The sequence below is a fragment of the Chloroflexota bacterium genome, assembly GCA_015478725.1.
Taxonomy (GTDB): domain Bacteria; phylum Chloroflexota; class Limnocylindria; order Limnocylindrales; family CSP1-4; genus C-114.
Genome location: JADMIG010000024.1, coordinates 18,354 through 33,875 on the forward strand (window position 1 = coordinate 18,354; position 15,522 = coordinate 33,875).

A 15,522-nucleotide genomic window follows, 5' to 3' on the forward strand; every position below is an offset into this window, starting at 1 on the left:
GTCCCTCGCTCACCGGTGTGCTTCGCGGGCGCGAAACTCGGCCGAGGATAGCCCCGCGCTCGAACGAGCGTCAACCTGAACCGAGCGTGGGTCACGCTCGGGTGATACGGCTCCGTCCGCCGACCGCCATGCCATCGGCGTCGTGGGGGGCGCCGCCACGACAGTTTCGAGGCGGATCGCGATCCTCCGGGCGCGCGTGCGACGGAGGTGTCGACGGCGGAGGACCACCGCCCCGATGGCCGCGACGACCACGAGGACGAGCGCTCCGAGACCGGCCGGCGCGGTGTCGCCGAGGCCGCGCGCCTCGCCGAGTCCGGCGGTCGTGACGGGTTTGCCCTCGGTCGGCGGTAGCGGTCCGTTGGGATCGACCCGGTCATCCGGGGCCAGCGCTGCGCTCGAGGAACCCGACGGATCGCCCGTTCCGAGGTCGTCGACGCGAACGATCCCCGCCGCGGCGGTCACCCGGAGCCGCGGGCCGGCCTCGACCCGGCCGATGGCGTCGAGCGCGTCGCCGGGGGCGAGGATGGACAGGTACATGGCGGCCTCACCCGTCAGGGCGACGTCACCGATACCGGTCCCGTCGTCGAGACGGATCGTGCCCCGCTCGCTGCCGACCGCGACGACGATCCCGCCGATCCTCACCATCTCATCGAGGTGGTCGGTGAGGGTGGAGACGTCGACGTCGAGTGGCTCCGGGACGACTGCGGCCGCCGTGGGAGGCGTCGCACCGTCCGAGCCGGGCGTCCCGGAGCCGGGACGGTCCCGACCGGTCCCTCGGCCGAAGGATGCCGAGCCTCCCGCGACGCTCACGACGACGTCCCTGATCGATCGAGGCATGACGGCGAATCGACGGTCCCTGGCGCTGGGATATGGGCGCCGGACGACCCCCACGATGGACGCCCGATGGCCCTCGATGAGGACGGAGGCTGGGATCCCCGCCGCGTCGATTCCGGCGATCGCGATGCGGGCAGACCCGACGAGGAGATCCGCGCGCCAGGTGTCGCCGGCTCGTCGCACGTCGACGAGGACGCCGGTCGCACGGACGAGGCGCCATTCGTGGGCGGCGCCGGGCGAGGCGGCGAGGAGGAGCGGCGTGACGGGCACCCCGACGCCGAGATCGGTGACGGACGTCGCGGTGAACCGCGGAGCGCCGTACGCCCGACCGATCGCTCCGTCCACCCGGACCTTCGCGCCCACGGCCAGGGCTGACGCGCCGGCGGGGAGCCGGATGGCCACGGCCGCACTCGCGTCCTGGATGACGACGACGAGGCCCTTCGAGTCGAGCAGCCGTCCGGCGGCGGTGACCGTCCCCTGGATCCGGACGGGAGAGCCCGCGGCGAGGAGGGCGTCCACGATCGCGATCGTCGGCCTGGAGGCGGCAGGGCTCGGTGTCGCGGAGGGCGCCGAACCGAGGAGCGCGACGTCCGCCCGGTCGCGGAGCCAGATCCGGTACCCGTCGAGTCGCCCGGTGCGGCTGGCTCGCTGGCCGACGATGCCGGTGAGCCGGACGGAGGCGCCCTTCGGCAGGTCCGCCGTCCCGATCCCGGAGGAGGCGTCGGCCATGACGAGGACACGTCTGCCACTGACGGGATCGAGGACCGCCAGCGACAGGCCGCCGCCCGAGACCCGCCTCGGACCCGAATCGATGGTCGCCACCAGGACGACGAGACGCGCCTCCACCGATTCGCCGAGATCCAGCGACGTGATCGAGAGCGGGAGCGGGGGCGGCGAGGAACCGAGGACGAGCAGCCCGGCAGAGGTCGGGCGGACCTCGAGCTGGCCGTACGGTGCGGCGGTCCTCCCGACGACCTCCACGAGCGACCCGCGCACGAGTCCCGCGGCGCCATCCGGCGATCGCACGACGATCGCTCCGGAGGCATCCGCGATCGAGAAGAGCCGCAGACTCCCGAGACGCCGCGTCTCGGCCGTGACGACACCTCGGACACGGACCTGGGTGCCGACCGCGAGGGCGCGAGCGTCGGCGATCGCCTGGACCGGGTCCGTCGGTGCGGGAGTCGGCGCCGGAGTTGCCGTTGGAGTCGGCGCCGGAGTTGCCGTTGGAGTCGGCGCCGGAGTCGGAGTGGGCGTGGGTTCGGGTGTCGGACTCGGTGTCGGCGTGGGCTCGGGCGTCGCTGTCGGCGTGGGCTCGGGTGTGGGACTCGGTGTCGGCGTGGGCTCGGGTGTGGGGGTCGGCGTCGGCTCGGCGACCAAGAGATCGCCAGGCAGCGTTCCGTAGACCCGGTACCCGCTCGCGCCGGTCCCCGAGCTGTCACGCTGGCCGATCGGCCCGCGGACTGTGACGCTCGATCCTCGCCCGACCGTCAGCCCGCCGACGGCGGCCGGCGTGACGACGACGCGCACGGATCCGGACCCATCGTCGATGAGGAGTCCGGTCCCGTCCGCGAGCGTCGACGGGGCCTCCAGAACGATCCCGGTAACCGTGGCGCGGCGGCCCTCAACGGATTCGGAGACCGTTCCGGAGGCGAGGACGATCGGGTCCGGGAGCGCCGCCGACCCGACGACGGCCGAGGGATCGAACGAGGCGCGAAGTGTCCGCTGGCCATATCGATCGTCGATGGACCCACCGATCCGGAGCACGGTCCCGGCGGCCACACCCGGCCCGGCGGCCGTGTCGAGGTAGATCGCCATACCACCGGTCGAATCCTGGATGAACGCCGTGCGTCCAGATTCGAGGACGCCGAGTTCCGTCGTGAGGACACCCTCGATGATCACGGACGACCCGTCGGGAAGCGTCCGTGCGACCGCGATCGAGGAGATGGAGGGCGTTGGGGTCGGCGTTGGGGTCGGCGTGGGGGTTGGCGTGTGCTGCGGGGTGGGCGTGGGAGTCGGCGTGGGAGTCGGCGTCGGCGCAGGGGTCGGCGTGGGCTCCGGCGTCGGCGCAGGGGTCGGCGTCGGGGTTGGTGTCGGCGTGGGGATCGGTGTCGGCTCCGGCGTCGGCGTCGGCGTCGGCTGCGATGTCGGCGTGGGAGTCGGACTTGGCGTCGGGCTCGGCGCATCCGACGGTGCGGGCGGCGCGGCAAGGTTCTGGGCGACCGGCGCGGCCTGGATCGCCAGATCGCTTGCGTTGTCGTTGGTGTCCTCACCGTTCCCGGCGGCGCCGCCGGGTCCCCGTTCGATGCTCGATCGAGCCGGAGGCGCGGGCGCCGCCGTTCCTTCGACGAACGCGTTCGTCGCGTCGCCCCAGCCGACTGCATCGATGGGCGTGCCGCCGACGGGCCGGATGACGATCGCGCCGCCGGTGGCGGCGATGCCACCGCTGTAGGTCGCATCCGCGGACGCCGCGAACACCCCAAGGACGTTGGCGACGAGGAGGTGCTGTCCAGGCGCCAGCGGCCGCGACGCGCTCCAGCTGACCTTGCGGGTGACCGTCGCCCCCGACGAAGTGGCATAGACGACCTCGAGACCCTCGAGATCAACCGCCACGGAGCCGGCGTTCGTCAATTCGACGTACTCGTCCGAGGCGGACGACCCGCCGGTCACCACTTCGGCGATGAGCAGCGACGCCGGCGGCCAGCCGACCGCGGCAGCGGGCGCCGCATCCTCCGCTCCTCGCCCGGTGCCGCCGATCGTCGTCCCGGCAAGGAGCGCGACGAGAAGGACGAGACTGCACACGAGACGCCGGGCACGAACCATCGAACGACCTCCCGGCGGGTCTCGGGGGGCGGGTGCGAGCTCATGCGTTGTACGCTGACCGACTCACCGGCGACTCACCGGCGACTCACCGGGGACTCACCGCCGTGTGCCGGACCGCTGGCCCGGACTCACCGCCGACGTAGCTGCGACGCGCCGCAACCACCCGAACGACGGCACGGCCCCTGCGCCTCGACTACCATGCGCGAGAACCATCGCAGAGGAGGGACCGTGGCCCGCGCCAAAAGGACCGATCGCGCCGAAGCGCGCCGCCGCTACCGGGCGGAGGCCGCGGAGGCTGCCGCGACCGAGATCCCGGATGACGACGAGGCCGCCCCCGCGGGAGCGGCCGGGGCGAGGCCCGGTTCGGCCGCAGCGAGGAGTTCGGCAACCGGCGGCCCGACACCGCGACCCGGCTTCCTCGGCGCCTTCCGGAGCGCGTATCACGTCGCCGATATCCGCGGCGACCTCCGCGCACTGCCGGGTCTCGTCCGCGGTCGAGCGTTCCTCGTGTCGAGCGGGCTCATCGTCGCGACCCTCGTCGTCGCCGTCGCCACCACCGGGGTCCCGAACGCCGTCACCGCCCTCGTGGTGGCCCTGTTCCTCGGTCCGTTGCCGATCGGTGCGATCTACGCGGCCGGAGCCCTCGCGCCGCGAGCCTCGTACCTGCTCGGCGCGATCGCCTCGTTCCTCGGGACACTCGGCCTGGTCATCTACGCGGTCACCGTGACCCGGAGTGTCCCCTCGATCGCCGACGTCGTCTACGCCTTCGTCTTCTACACGGTCTTCGGCGGCGTCATCGGCGCCGGCCTCGGCTTCTACCGACGGCTCCTCCGGGCGCTCAATCCCACGCCGGATCGGCGGCCCTCACAACGTCCGAGGAATGGAGCGAAGGCAGGAGCGAAGGCTCGCTGAGGCACCTCGAGGCGTCCCGGGCGCGTTGACCCGCGCACGCCGCGATCGGATGGCCGCACGATCGTGACGCCGTCATCGTCCGCCCGGCACCTGCCGGCGCTCGCGTCGCCCGCCTTCCGCATCCTGCTCGTCGGGGTCTTCGTGTCGAACGTCGGCACGTGGATGCAGGTCACCGCCCTCGGCTGGCTCGTCCTCCGCCTCACCGGTTCGGCCGGATCACTCGGCCTTGCCGCCTTCGCGGGCAGCGCGCCGGCGCTGCTCCTGACGCTCTACGCCGGCGCCCTCGCCGACCGCGTCGACCAGCGCCGGATCCTGCTATGGACCCAGGTGGCGCTCGCCCTGTTCGCCGGACTCCTCGCCGTGCTCGTCCAGGCGGACGCGATCCTGTTCTGGCACGTGCTCGTGCTCGCGGTCCTGGCCGGCATCGCGAATGCCCTCGCCAGCCCCGCGTTCCAGGCCATCGTGCCCGGGATGGTCGATCGGTCCGCCCTGGGCAACGCCATCGCGCTCAACAGCGCTCAGTTCAACCTCGCGCGGATCGTGGGACCGGCGGTGGCGGGCATCCTCATCGGCGTCGTCGGCGAGGCCGCGAGCTTCTGGCTCAATGCGGCCAGCTTCGGGGCCGTCATCGTCGCCCTGCTCGCCATCCGGATGCCGACCCAGGCGGCCATCACGCACGATCAGGCGGGCTTCTGGTCGAACCTCGGCGAGGGCATCGACTACGTCCGGGAACGGCGCCAGCTCGTCGCGTTGCTCCTGCTCGCCGCCGCGCCGGCCGTCCTCATCCTGCCGTACCTGGCGCTGCTGCCGATCTTCGCCGCCGACCTCGGCATCGGTGCCGCCGGTCTCGGGCTCCTGACCGCCTCGATCGGCATCGGGGCCCTGGTCGGTGCGATCGGCGTGGCGCTCCTCCGCAGGGACGGCGCGAGCGGACGGACCGTCGCCGTCGGGCTTACGCTCATGGCTCTCACGGTGGCGGTCTTCGCGGTGTCGCGGAACCTGCTCGTGACCTGCGGGGCGCTCGCCATCCTCGGCGCCTCCCAGGTCGCGTACTACACGGGCACGAACACGCTGGTCCAGCTCCTCTCGCCGGCCCGGCTCCGGGGACGGATCCTCAGCTTCTACGTCCTCACCTCCATCGGCGTCTCGCCGCTCGGGAGCCTCGTCGCGGGAGGCGTGGCGGAGGTCATCGGCGCGCCGCTGACGCTCGTCGCCGGCGGCGGCCTGACGATCATCGCCCTGGGAGTGGTGCTCGCCTGGTACCCGGATCTGTGGCGCCTCAGGGTCGCGGCCGTCGAGACGCCGGAGGGCGCCCTCCGGCCGGTGACGGAGGCCGATCGACCACCGGACCGATAGGCGCGGACGCGTCAGCCGGCCTCAGCCGGATCGACCCGTGCCGGGTCAGCCGAGCCGCCGCATCCCCGCGTGGCCGGGGATTTCGTAAGAACGCCAGACAGGCGGTCGTCGGGCGCGCGCCTGACCGGAACAGATCGTCGGCTGGAGCGATTGCGCCTGACAACTCAGGGGCCAATGCGCGGGGAACGGCGAGGCGAACCCTGATCGGCCCGACCCGATCGAGCGGGGGAACGAGCCGCCCAAGAACCCGATGTCCGCGGGCTGCTCCGCAGCGAGGCCCGCTGGACCCCACCAGCCGTCGGCACCCGCCGCATACAAGCCGGGCCAGCGGCTCCGATCGAGCGGGGTCGGATCCCAGGCGAGGGACCAGACGTTCGGGCGGACCCGGAGGAGCCAGCTCGCGATGATGTCGTCTTGGGTCAACGCGTCGAGCGAGCGGAGCCTCCGGGCATACCAGCGGCGCCACCGGACGAGAGAGCGGGCGTCGTCAGTCAAGGGAAAGAACGCGGTCGGAGGATCGCATGGGATCGAAGTTTGAAGTCGCCAAGCACGCGGCGGCCGGGCACGAAGTGGAGTGACCCGCTCGGTCCTCCGCGAGCGGTTCGCGGAGGCGACTGCGAGACGCTCGACGATCCCGCGATAAGCGCCCTCAATCTCGGCACGGAGCGTCCGCCCTGCATACGACCGATCGATGACGGCACAGCGTCGACGCGCCGCACGAGATCCTCGTGGCCGACCGCGAATCGCACGGGAGACCATCGTCCAGCGGGCGCAATGGCACGTCCCGAAAGGGCAGCCCTGCCTCAGGCTCGCATTCGTGCGGCGGAGAGTCCCCGGCTGACCCGCTCCGAAAGGAGGCGCGGTGCACCCGGTCACCTGTCTCCGAGGTGCCAGCGTCAAATCAGCCTCGCCGTGCGGAGCCGGCTGCGTATAGTCTGCTGGTAACCACCGCAGGAAGAGGGCAAGACCGGCGGGGCACCGGAGGGGTTCGACATGCAGTATGGCGAAGACCGGGGTGCTCACGGGCAGCGGACGGCTCCATCGCGTCGGTCGTTCGCGACCCGGCCCCGGGAGAGCACATGAACGGTACAGGGCGACGGCTTCGGGTGCTCGCATGGGCGGGAGTCACACTACTTACCGCGGCCTGCACGTCCGGTAGGTCGTCGGTGCCGCCCAGTGCGGCTGCCTCTGCTCCAGAGATCACCCCAGCCATGGTAACCGCGGCACCGAACCCCGCTGCTCAGGGGCTCTCGGGCTACCTTGCGATCGCGGGCAACGGCGTCGTCTTCCTGCAGTGGACGCAGGCGGGCGACGGCCTGACGGGTTCGCTCACCATGGCCTACACGCCGTCAAATGACTCGACCACGCTGAAGACCCAGAACGCCGCGTTCACCGGCGTCGTCAACGGATCGTCGGTGACCCTGAGCTTCGCCCAGGGGCTGGGGATCAGCACGACGTGGACCGGCGCGTTCAGCGGGTCTTCGCTGGTGCTGAGCTTCGCGGCCCCCGACGGCAGCTTGTCCACGCTGACGTTCGAACCGGCCACCGTGGCCGACTACAACCGGGCCCTGGCCCACGTGCAGACGCAGGTCCAACAGGCGCAGGCGGCCGCGGCGGCCGACGCGGCCGCACAGCAGCAAGCGCAGGAGCAACAGCAGCAGCAGGCGCAGGAAGAAGGCGCCATCGACTCAGGATCACGGGCGGTGGCAGGCGACATCACAACCGTCGCTGGCGACGTCAGAAGCATGCAGGCGGACCTCGGCCACGTGCCGAACGACCTTGTGAACATGCAGAACGACGTGAGTGCCACGTACAAGGACCTGCAGGCCGTCATCGCGGAAGCCCAGCAGTACCCCAGCGGGAACAACGGCAGCGTCTGCACGGACGCTTCTGGCGTCGGCACCGATGCATCAGGGGTTGCCACGGATGAGTCAGGGATCGAGACCGATGGCTCCGGACTTGCGACGGACATCGACGGCGTCCAGCAGGACATCACGACGCTTCAGCACGACGTCTCAAACCTGCAGGCTGCGGAGGCCGTCCTCCCCTCGTACCAGCCAGCAGGGTTGCCTTCCGCCGCCGCGGTTTCGCAGGCCGTGGCGTCGGCGAACACCGCCGTGGCGGCGGCCAGGCAGACGTTCGCAGGCTACCTCGCGAAGGCCAAGCAGATGGTGGCGACGGCCAACGGGTACGCGGCGGACGCGCAGAACGTCTGCAAGCAGGTCGGCGGGTAGTCCGGGAGAATGGCTGTGATGCGCTAGCTTCGTCGGCTCGCTATCCCGGTACTGGTGGTTGTGCTGGCCGGGTTCGTCTCGACCTGGCAGGCGGGTTCGTCAGGACTCAGCCGGCCCGGCTATGCGGTCGTCGTGCCCCCGCCGACGATCGGCGCAGCCAGTCGGGTGGACCTCGCCGCTCTGCTGCGGACCGGTACCCGCACCCCACCCGCCAGCATCAGCTCCAGGCAGCCAGCCGGGTCGCGCCCCGGCTGGCTGCTTTCGCGGTCACCGGCAACGTCTCCAACACGGTGTCCACGACGGTCGGCACATCCGCCGACTGGTCGGGCTACGTCGTGGGCACGGGTCCCTATACCAGTGTCACCGGGACCTTCACTGTGCCCAATCTCGCCGCCACGCCCACGGAGACCCTCACGTCCGAGCGGGTCTGTCACCTGTCCCTTGACAGGCCGACGACACCACGGGCCAGAACCTCTTTCGGCGCATGGGTTGTCCTAGACATCGGCGCGCAGGCCGCCGAGAGGTCCTCTCGCTCCCAAGTCATCTCGATACGGATGTCACGCTTCGATCGAAGGCATCAGCTTTGCAAGCTCATTCACAAGTTTTCGGAAAGACCGGGAACGCGCGATCGCGGCTTCGACATTAAGGAGCTCCGCAAAGGCGGCCTGATCATCGGTTTCGAGATAGCTTCGCGCGCCCATCTCGCGATCAAGCCTGCCCTTCGGCGAGGCGATCGAATCCGGGTCTGGTGCGGGCGTGGCGGCTGCTCCGATCCCGCGAAGACCGCGAAGTCCCTCGATCCCTCCCAGAATCCAGGACTCGAACTCTTGATTCGCTAAGACGACGCCGACCGGCATCCCCCGTCCGACGGCCTGGGCTCTGGCCTGGAGGCTTGGACCCAGCTCGGCGGGGCAGTCTTCGTCCGCATCGAGAACGATCAATATCGATGCGCACCCTGGCTGAAGCAGCGCCAGCTCGATAGCCTTCTCGAGCTCATCGGGCTTGACCACTCGCTGCCTCTTCACCCGGATTGCTTTCATGCGTGGATAGAGACCGCGCTCCCGTAGCAGCTTCCGAACAAGAACCGGCACGGCCTCCGCATCACCGTGGCCTTCGACGATCGTCACCACTAGGTCAGTCGTGGGCCGGGCGTCCAAAGAGATCCAACTCCGCGTTCAAGTGGACACTGGCCGCCAGGTCTGGATCGAGCGAGTTCGCCCGCAGCAGTTCACCTGCCGAGTAGAGACCGCGCCGGACCGCGGCTCGACTAGCTGCACTTACCGGGCTAATCGATGTTCGGCCCGCGGTGGCCGTGACCACTCGGATCTGCTCATCAGCGATCTTCGGGCTGTCGAGCAGATCCGGACTGTGTGTCGTGATCAGCACCTGACTGCGCTGTTGTCCCTCCAGGAAGGCATCGAGCAGCACATCGAGCGCGCCCGGATGCACCGTCGACTCGGGCTCCTCCACGGCCACGAAGGGGGGCGGAGGCTGCTGATAGATCGCGAGCAAGAGCCCGAAGACCCGAAGTGTTCCATCGGACATGTTCAGCGGTGGGAACGTCCAAGGGTACTGGGTGCCAATCTGTTGCCGGAACTGAAGGGTCTCCTTTGACCCAACACGTTCGTACTCCACGGACGTGGTCCCAGGCACCACCTTACCCAGCAGCCGGCAAAGCCGCTCGTAATCCTCCGTGTTCCGCGCCTTTACTTCTCGCAGCACGGAAGCCGCATTGCTACCGTCCTTCTTCAGGGAGAGGCCCGTGTCCGGGTCCTGAAGCGCTCGAATGTGGTCCGGCACGAGCGAGTAGAACCTCATGCCGGCGATGAAGTCGTAGACGTCCCGGAACTCCTCGGTGGCTGACAGGACGGTCAGTGCCAACCGATCAGGTGCAATGCGCGGGCGGACCCCGCTGGGGGCCTCTTTGAACTCGCCTTCTCGCAGGTCGTAAGCGGCGGAGATGACGCCCTCGGTCGCAATGCGGCACGTCTCCCGCTTAACGACGAAGTCTCCTTGGGAGCGCGCGGCGATCTCGAACGCGTAGCTGGCTATTCGGCGGCCAGTCAGACGCAGGTCGAGCCGGATGCCCATGTTCGTTGGGTGCCCGGCCGAACGCCGACGCACTCCGTCGATTCCGCCGCGCACCTGGACGGCTCTGGCCAACGTCGAGGTGACAGAGTCCGTCACGAATGACAGACAGTCCACGAAGTTACTCTTGCCCGAGCCGTTCGGACCGACCAGCACGGTCAGCTGGCCGAGGTCCACTACCACCTCATCCAGACTGCGAAAGTTGCGAGCCTGGATCTGGAGCAAGGTTGGCTTCCGTTGCGATGACGTTTCCCCTGAATCAAGCTGCGATTGAGGGAGCGAGCTGCGGCCGCCATCACTCGGGGAAGACGATCCCTTCCTCGGTCGATGCTGCCGCGCTGATGTTCGCCGTGACGTTCGCGCATTCGTGACACCGTTGCGGGTCCCTTGGCCAGACACGCTCGGGCGTCGAATCCTCGGAGAGTGTCTCAGTAGGTCGTCGACCTTGGTCACGTCCGCGAACCGCCGAATCCCGAGGTCGACTTGGCGGCGCCACGGTCCGCCCTCGATGCCTCCGCCGCCGCCCAGGCCCGGCAACCGCTGGATGATTAGATGGACGCGACGAAGACGGAGGTCGCTCATGCCGAACCTGGCAGCAAGTTCTTCGCTTCTGATCTCGGCGCCGATACCGGCTTCGAGATAGAGCTGATACGCGAATTGGACGACCGCGAGCGTGTCGGAGAGTTCCTCCGCTTCGCCTGCACACAGCGCAATGCCATGCAAGGTGAGGGAGACCTCGCCGTGGGGTCCCCACTGGACCGCGCCGAGCCCCGGATCTAGGTCCTCCCCAACGGCCACGACATCGAGCCTATCCTTGGCGCGGTCAAGTTCGAGCTGCAGCTCGGACACGTGCGGCCACACGCCGGTCGCGTGGAATCGATCAAATACCAGCTGGAGGAGGTGCAGCTCGTCTGCCGTTGGCCTCTTGGATTCGGACGCGGTCGGCATCGTTCGATATTAGCGTTCCGAGGAATTGCAATTGTGGCCGGGTACTGGGTTCGACCGAGCAGGCATGCGATGTGCCGGCGCGATCGCAGGGTGATTTGGCTCCCTCGTTGGTGCCGCCTCGGGCGCAGCCCGATGAGGCAGATGGTCGCCAACTTTCGCTATGTAGCCAGAAAAGCAGCGACCCACTCTGGGACCACGATTCGAGGTGTGGAACCCGGAGGTTCAAGTCCTCTCGCCCCGACCATAACAACCAAGCGAGCCCCGTTCCAGGCCGCGGCCCATCCCTGAGCCTGCGCCGACGCGCTCGGATGGAGCTGCACCGTGCGGGTGCCGAGGACGTCGATCCGCTCGAACAGCGCCTCCGCGAGCTGCTTGCGGCCCGCGCCCTCGGCCTCCTCCCACAGTCGCGCCAGGTCACCGAGGTAGGCGGCCGCCTCGGTCGCGGTCGGGACGTCGGCGTTCGTCGCCTGCGCCGCGCGCTCGTCGTGGTCGAGCCGCCGCATCGTCGCACTGAGGGCGACCTCGTCGCGGTCGCGCCGATAGCGGGCCAGCGCGCTGTCGCGGTCGTGCTCGATCCGGGCGAGGGCCACTGGATCGGGTCCCGCCTCGTCGGCCGCGAGACCGGCGACGACAGCGGCGACGAGGCCGGCGTTCGCGCTCACGTGACCGAGGGCCTGGGCAACGATCCCCTCGAACGCCGCGGCGGGATAGCTCACCCCCTTGTGGCGATGATCGGTCGCGTGGCGGAACGCCCGCGGTGGTGGTGCCTTCGCGGCGAGCCAGGTCGGGCAGGCGAAGGTGTGGCGGTAGCGGTTCTGCTGGCCGATGATGTGGCGGCCACAGGCGGCGCAGTACAACATCGAGAGGGCATACGTCCGCCAGCGGGTCGAGCGCCCCGGATGGCGGCGGGAGAAGCGGCCCCGGGCGAGCGCGACGCGGCCCCACAACCCTGGCTCGATGACCGGCGGCACCCGGGTCGGGGTGCCATCGCGCAGCTCGCCCTTGTAGAGCGGGTTGGTGAGGATGCCGCGGGCGGTGTAGAAGGGCAGGCCGACCTGCTTCGCGACCTGCGCATCGGTGAGCCCCTCCGCCGCGGCGACGAAGCAGGCCCGGACCCGCGCCAGATCGGCGGGGATCGGCTCGAGGAGCGGCGGCCGTCCCGCGCGGCTGTACCCGAACGGCGGCTGACCACCGGGCTCGCCGAGGCGGCGCCGCTTCGCGGCGAGGCCCTCGCTGATCCGGCGGCCGAGCTTGCGGCTGTAGGACTCCGCCTCATGGGCCTCGCGGACGAAGTCGTCCCAGCGATCGGCATCGGAGGAGAGGATCCGCTCGTCGGCGAAGAGGACCGCGACCCCGGCAGCATGGAGCTCATCGACCGCGATGAGGGTCTGCTTGAGGTTGCGCGCGAAGCGACTGACGTAGCCGACGACGAGGATGTCGAAGGACCCTGCCCGGGCGGCGTCGAGCATCGCCGCGAACTCCGGGCGGAGGTGGACGGTCCGCCCCGAGGCGGCGGTCTGCCAGGCGATCCCGCTGTCAATGAGCCCGTACCGCTCGATCATCCGGTCGGCCTGTTCCGCCTGGGCCGCGGGTCCCCAGTTGTCGTACTGGCCGGCGGTCGACTCGCGGACCCAGCGGGCGGCCCGCCGGCCGCGGAGGTCGTCGGGCGAGGCGGGCAGTCGATGGAGCATGGTGGGTGTCATACCTCGCTTCGTCCGATCAGTCCAGCGCCGTCCCGGCGAGGCGCCGGGCGTGGGCCTGCCGGATGCAGCTCACGAGCGCCCGGACGAGCGGATCGCCGGGACCGAGTCCACCGCCGACGGCGGCCGGGATGGCATCCGGCGCGGGGCCACTGCGCGGCCGGTGGGGGCGGCTCGATCGATCGCTCGGTATGGTGCTCATGGACGACACGATCGGCGGGCCAGTAGACTTGCGTCGAATTCGTGGAGAACCCGTGGAAGAGCGACGACCAGCGACCGATGCGGCCCTCGCCACCGGCGGGTGGGTGGTGGGCGAGACCTACGTCGTCCGAGATGCGATCGAGCGGCTCGATCTCCGCGGCCAGGCCGGGCGCCCGCTGCAGGGTCGAGCGGTCTGGGCCGTCGAGGAGGGCGACGGGCGCCTCGTCTGGCCCGAGCGCGATTGGCGCGGCCAGTGGGGCGCCATCCGCGATGAGGATCGGACGCTCCGGCCGGGCGAACGGCGGGTGCGGCTCATCGTCGAGGCGAGCCCCGACCCCCGAACCCGGACTCCGACGGTGTGGGGACCAGGCGAGCGGGCAGGGCTCGCCGATGAACTCGTCGCCCTCGGCCAGGCGGATGAGGCGGCGATCGTCCGCTGGGTCGAGGCGCATGGCTTTCTCGGCATCCGGGCCGACCCGCACGAGTGGCACGAGAGCGTGGAGGAGATCCGGGCCGCCCTCGCCGTCCTCGGTCAGGCCCGTTCGCTCGTCGCGGCGATCCGCACCCTCACGGGTGACCCACTGCGGGCCGAGACCGAGCGGCTCCTGAGCCTGCCCCCGGGCCTGCTCACCGAGGCCCAGGCCGATCACGACCACCAACCGCTGGCCGGCCCGCAGCTGGCGCGCGCATTCGGGATCGTGAAGCCGACCGCCGAGGCATGGCCCGGGGCCGGGGCGCACATCCAGGCCCTCTCTGCCCTGAGCTCGGTGCTCCAGGCGCCGCTCGAACGGTTCCTCCGGGTCCAGACGACGATCGCCCCGACCGGCGATGGGATGCGCCTCCAGGGGGCGATCGTCGCCGCGGGACCACTGGCGACGGCCTACCTGCGGACGCTCGACGAGGCGAGCTGGCCCGCCATCACGTACGTCGGGTCGCTGCTCCGCGTCAACTGGCAGACCCCCCGGCCCTGCGGCCGCTGCGGCCGAACGTTCCGGCCCTCTCGGCGGGATCGGAAGTGGTGCAGTGAGCGGTGCCGCTGGGCCGCCTCGAAGGCACGCGCCGCCGCCCACCCGCCGGCCTAGGCGGCAGCGACACCGTCGTGCCGCGCCGCGCTACCGATGGCGGCGGTCGGACCCCTTGCCGCGCGGCCCCATCTCGGGTGGGTTGACGGGATCAACCGGTCCGTCGGCGGCAGGGTTGCCCGATCTGAGCACGAATCATGGGCCGGCCGCCGGGCGCCACCTCCCGCCGGAGCAGCCGCTGCGGGCTCGTTCACGCACGAATTCGGGTGCGCGCGGGCGAACCGTCGACTTTCTCCATGACATGTTCAAAGTCGCGGATTCTGGGGTCCGGTCGCGACCCATCCCCCCGCGGTCAGGCCGCCGCTCGTGGGGTTTCACCCGGACTCGGGTGGCGCTCGCGGTCCTCGTCGCTCCACCGTGAGCACGCCCTCACGCTGGGGGCGAGGGCGCCGACGCCGTGCTCGGAGCACCTCGACCGCCGCCGCTCGCGAGCCGTACGGTGCGACCCCGGGCGACGCAGCGCGCGGCGCTCACCCACAGATCGGGGGCTCCGTCGGCTGCGAGGGACCACTCGGGGCGCGATCAGGTCATTCGTCGGTCCGCTCGATGGTCGTCGTAGATCCTCCTCGTCGCGAGAGCGCCCGTCAGCCTGGAGGGCGCTCCACGGCACCACCCGATCGCCATCGTTCCGGGCGTCGTCGAGGCGGGCCAGCGCCGATCTTGCCCGAGCGGTCGCCCCCGGGCACACCGTCGGCTCGACGTTGACCCTCGGGATGTGCCATGGGTCGGCCACCCGATCGGACATCAACCACCGGCACCGACGCCCGACCTCGGGGCCGATCTCGGGGCCGATCTCGGGGCCGATCTCCGGCCTGATGTATCCCGAGAAACCCCGGCCGATCCCGACGCGAACGGCGGTCCGACCGACGGTCCGGTCGAGGGTCCGACCTCCGGCCAGGTCGGACGGATTCGGACACCCGATCGGACGGGATCGGACACGCGGCAAGGGGGTACGGACGCCGCCGAGGTCGGACGGATTCGGACGGACTCGGACACCCGATCGGACGTCGGAAGACCGCGGTCGATGCCCAGGGGCGGCACGGCGTTGCCCCCCCGAGCGGGGCATGGTCCGGTCGGCTGATCATGGCTACCGACCCACTCGTCCTCCAGGCGGTCGCGGATGGCGCAGCCTCGACCGCCGGGGTCGAGGCGGGCACTGGTCTTGCCGAGCGCCGCAGCCGTCGCTCGCTCGATCGCCAGCTGCGCCTCGGGACGGTCTGGAGTCCCGCCTACGCCAGCTACGAGCTGACTCCGGTCGGGCGCGACCTCGTGGCTGACCTCGCCGCGCCGAGGCGGGAGGCCGCGATCGCGCGGCCCGAACAGGCTCCGCCACCGCCAGCGAGTCGA

Annotated in this window: 11 protein-coding genes; 5 read left to right on the forward strand and 6 right to left on the reverse strand. The window is 70.6% G+C overall.

Going from position 1 to position 15,522, the window contains the following annotated elements:
* Window positions 1-9: 9 nt before the first annotated feature.
* Entirely contained in the window at window positions 10-3,654 is a 3,645-nt protein-coding gene (locus tag IVW53_12450; protein ID MBF6606383.1) for a lamin tail domain-containing protein, read from the reverse strand.
* Window positions 3,655-3,882: 228 nt separating this feature from the next.
* Here IVW53_12450 and IVW53_12455 point away from each other — a divergent pair, with 228 nt between their 5' ends.
* On the forward strand, window positions 3,883-4,566 hold the full coding sequence (locus IVW53_12455) for a hypothetical protein (GenBank protein ID MBF6606384.1): 684 nt from the start codon (window positions 3,883-3,885) through the stop codon (window positions 4,564-4,566).
* A gap of 63 nt (window positions 4,567-4,629) precedes the next feature.
* The gene (locus tag IVW53_12460; protein ID MBF6606385.1) at window positions 4,630-5,922 is read left to right on the forward strand and encodes an MFS transporter; all 1,293 of its coding nucleotides are present in this window, start codon (window positions 4,630-4,632) and stop codon (window positions 5,920-5,922) included.
* 45 nt (window positions 5,923-5,967) lie between these two features.
* Here the strand turns inward: IVW53_12460 and IVW53_12465 are convergent, their stop codons facing one another.
* Window positions 5,968-6,417, reverse strand: a complete 450-nt coding sequence (locus IVW53_12465) for a hypothetical protein (GenBank protein ID MBF6606386.1) — start codon at window positions 6,415-6,417, stop codon at window positions 5,968-5,970.
* A 716-nt stretch (window positions 6,418-7,133) separates the two neighbouring features.
* On the opposite strand from IVW53_12465, the gene IVW53_12470 reads away from it, so the two are divergent.
* Entirely contained in the window at window positions 7,134-8,156 is a 1,023-nt protein-coding gene (locus IVW53_12470) for a hypothetical protein (GenBank protein MBF6606387.1), read from the forward strand.
* 557 nt (window positions 8,157-8,713) lie between these two features.
* Here IVW53_12470 and IVW53_12475 read toward each other — a convergent pair.
* The 4 genes from IVW53_12475 to IVW53_12490 all read right to left on the reverse strand — a co-directional run bounded on the left by IVW53_12475 (window position 8,714) and on the right by IVW53_12490 (window position 13,094).
* Complete coding sequence (locus IVW53_12475) at window positions 8,714-9,286, reverse strand: DUF4276 family protein (GenBank protein MBF6606388.1); 573 nt, start codon at window positions 9,284-9,286, stop codon at window positions 8,714-8,716.
* A 4-nt stretch (window positions 9,287-9,290) separates the two neighbouring features.
* The gene (locus IVW53_12480) at window positions 9,291-11,192 is read right to left on the reverse strand and encodes an AAA family ATPase (protein ID MBF6606389.1); all 1,902 of its coding nucleotides are present in this window, start codon (window positions 11,190-11,192) and stop codon (window positions 9,291-9,293) included.
* A 158-nt stretch (window positions 11,193-11,350) separates the two neighbouring features.
* Window positions 11,351-12,883, reverse strand: a complete 1,533-nt coding sequence (locus IVW53_12485; GenBank protein MBF6606390.1) for a recombinase family protein — start codon at window positions 12,881-12,883, stop codon at window positions 11,351-11,353.
* A 28-nt stretch (window positions 12,884-12,911) separates the two neighbouring features.
* Window positions 12,912-13,094, reverse strand: coding sequence for a hypothetical protein (locus IVW53_12490; protein ID MBF6606391.1), 183 nt, complete (start codon window positions 13,092-13,094; stop codon window positions 12,912-12,914).
* Between the two features lie 52 nt (window positions 13,095-13,146).
* Here IVW53_12490 and IVW53_12495 point away from each other — a divergent pair, with 52 nt between their 5' ends.
* Both IVW53_12495 and IVW53_12500 read left to right on the forward strand, forming a co-directional pair.
* Window positions 13,147-14,175: a hypothetical protein gene (locus IVW53_12495; protein ID MBF6606392.1), complete on the forward strand. Its 1,029-nt coding sequence runs from the start codon at window positions 13,147-13,149 to the stop codon at window positions 14,173-14,175.
* Between the two features lie 1,083 nt (window positions 14,176-15,258).
* A partial coding sequence (locus tag IVW53_12500) for a hypothetical protein (GenBank protein MBF6606393.1) occupies window positions 15,259-15,522 on the forward strand: 264 nt, incomplete at its 3' end.

Coding starts and splice junctions, on each gene's coding strand:
- IVW53_12450 (MBF6606383.1), bottom strand. CDS start 3,654: ATGGTTCGTGCCCGGCGTCTCGTGTGCAGTCTCGTCCTTCTCGTCGCG.
- IVW53_12470 (MBF6606387.1), top strand. CDS start 7,134: ATGGTAACCGCGGCACCGAACCCCGCTGCTCAGGGGCTCTCGGGCTAC.
- IVW53_12480 (MBF6606389.1), bottom strand. CDS start 11,192: ATGCCGACCGCGTCCGAATCCAAGAGGCCAACGGCAGACGAGCTGCAC.
- IVW53_12485 (MBF6606390.1), bottom strand. CDS start 12,883: ATGCTCCATCGACTGCCCGCCTCGCCCGACGACCTCCGCGGCCGGCGG.
- IVW53_12490 (MBF6606391.1), bottom strand. CDS start 13,094: ATGAGCACCATACCGAGCGATCGATCGAGCCGCCCCCACCGGCCGCGC.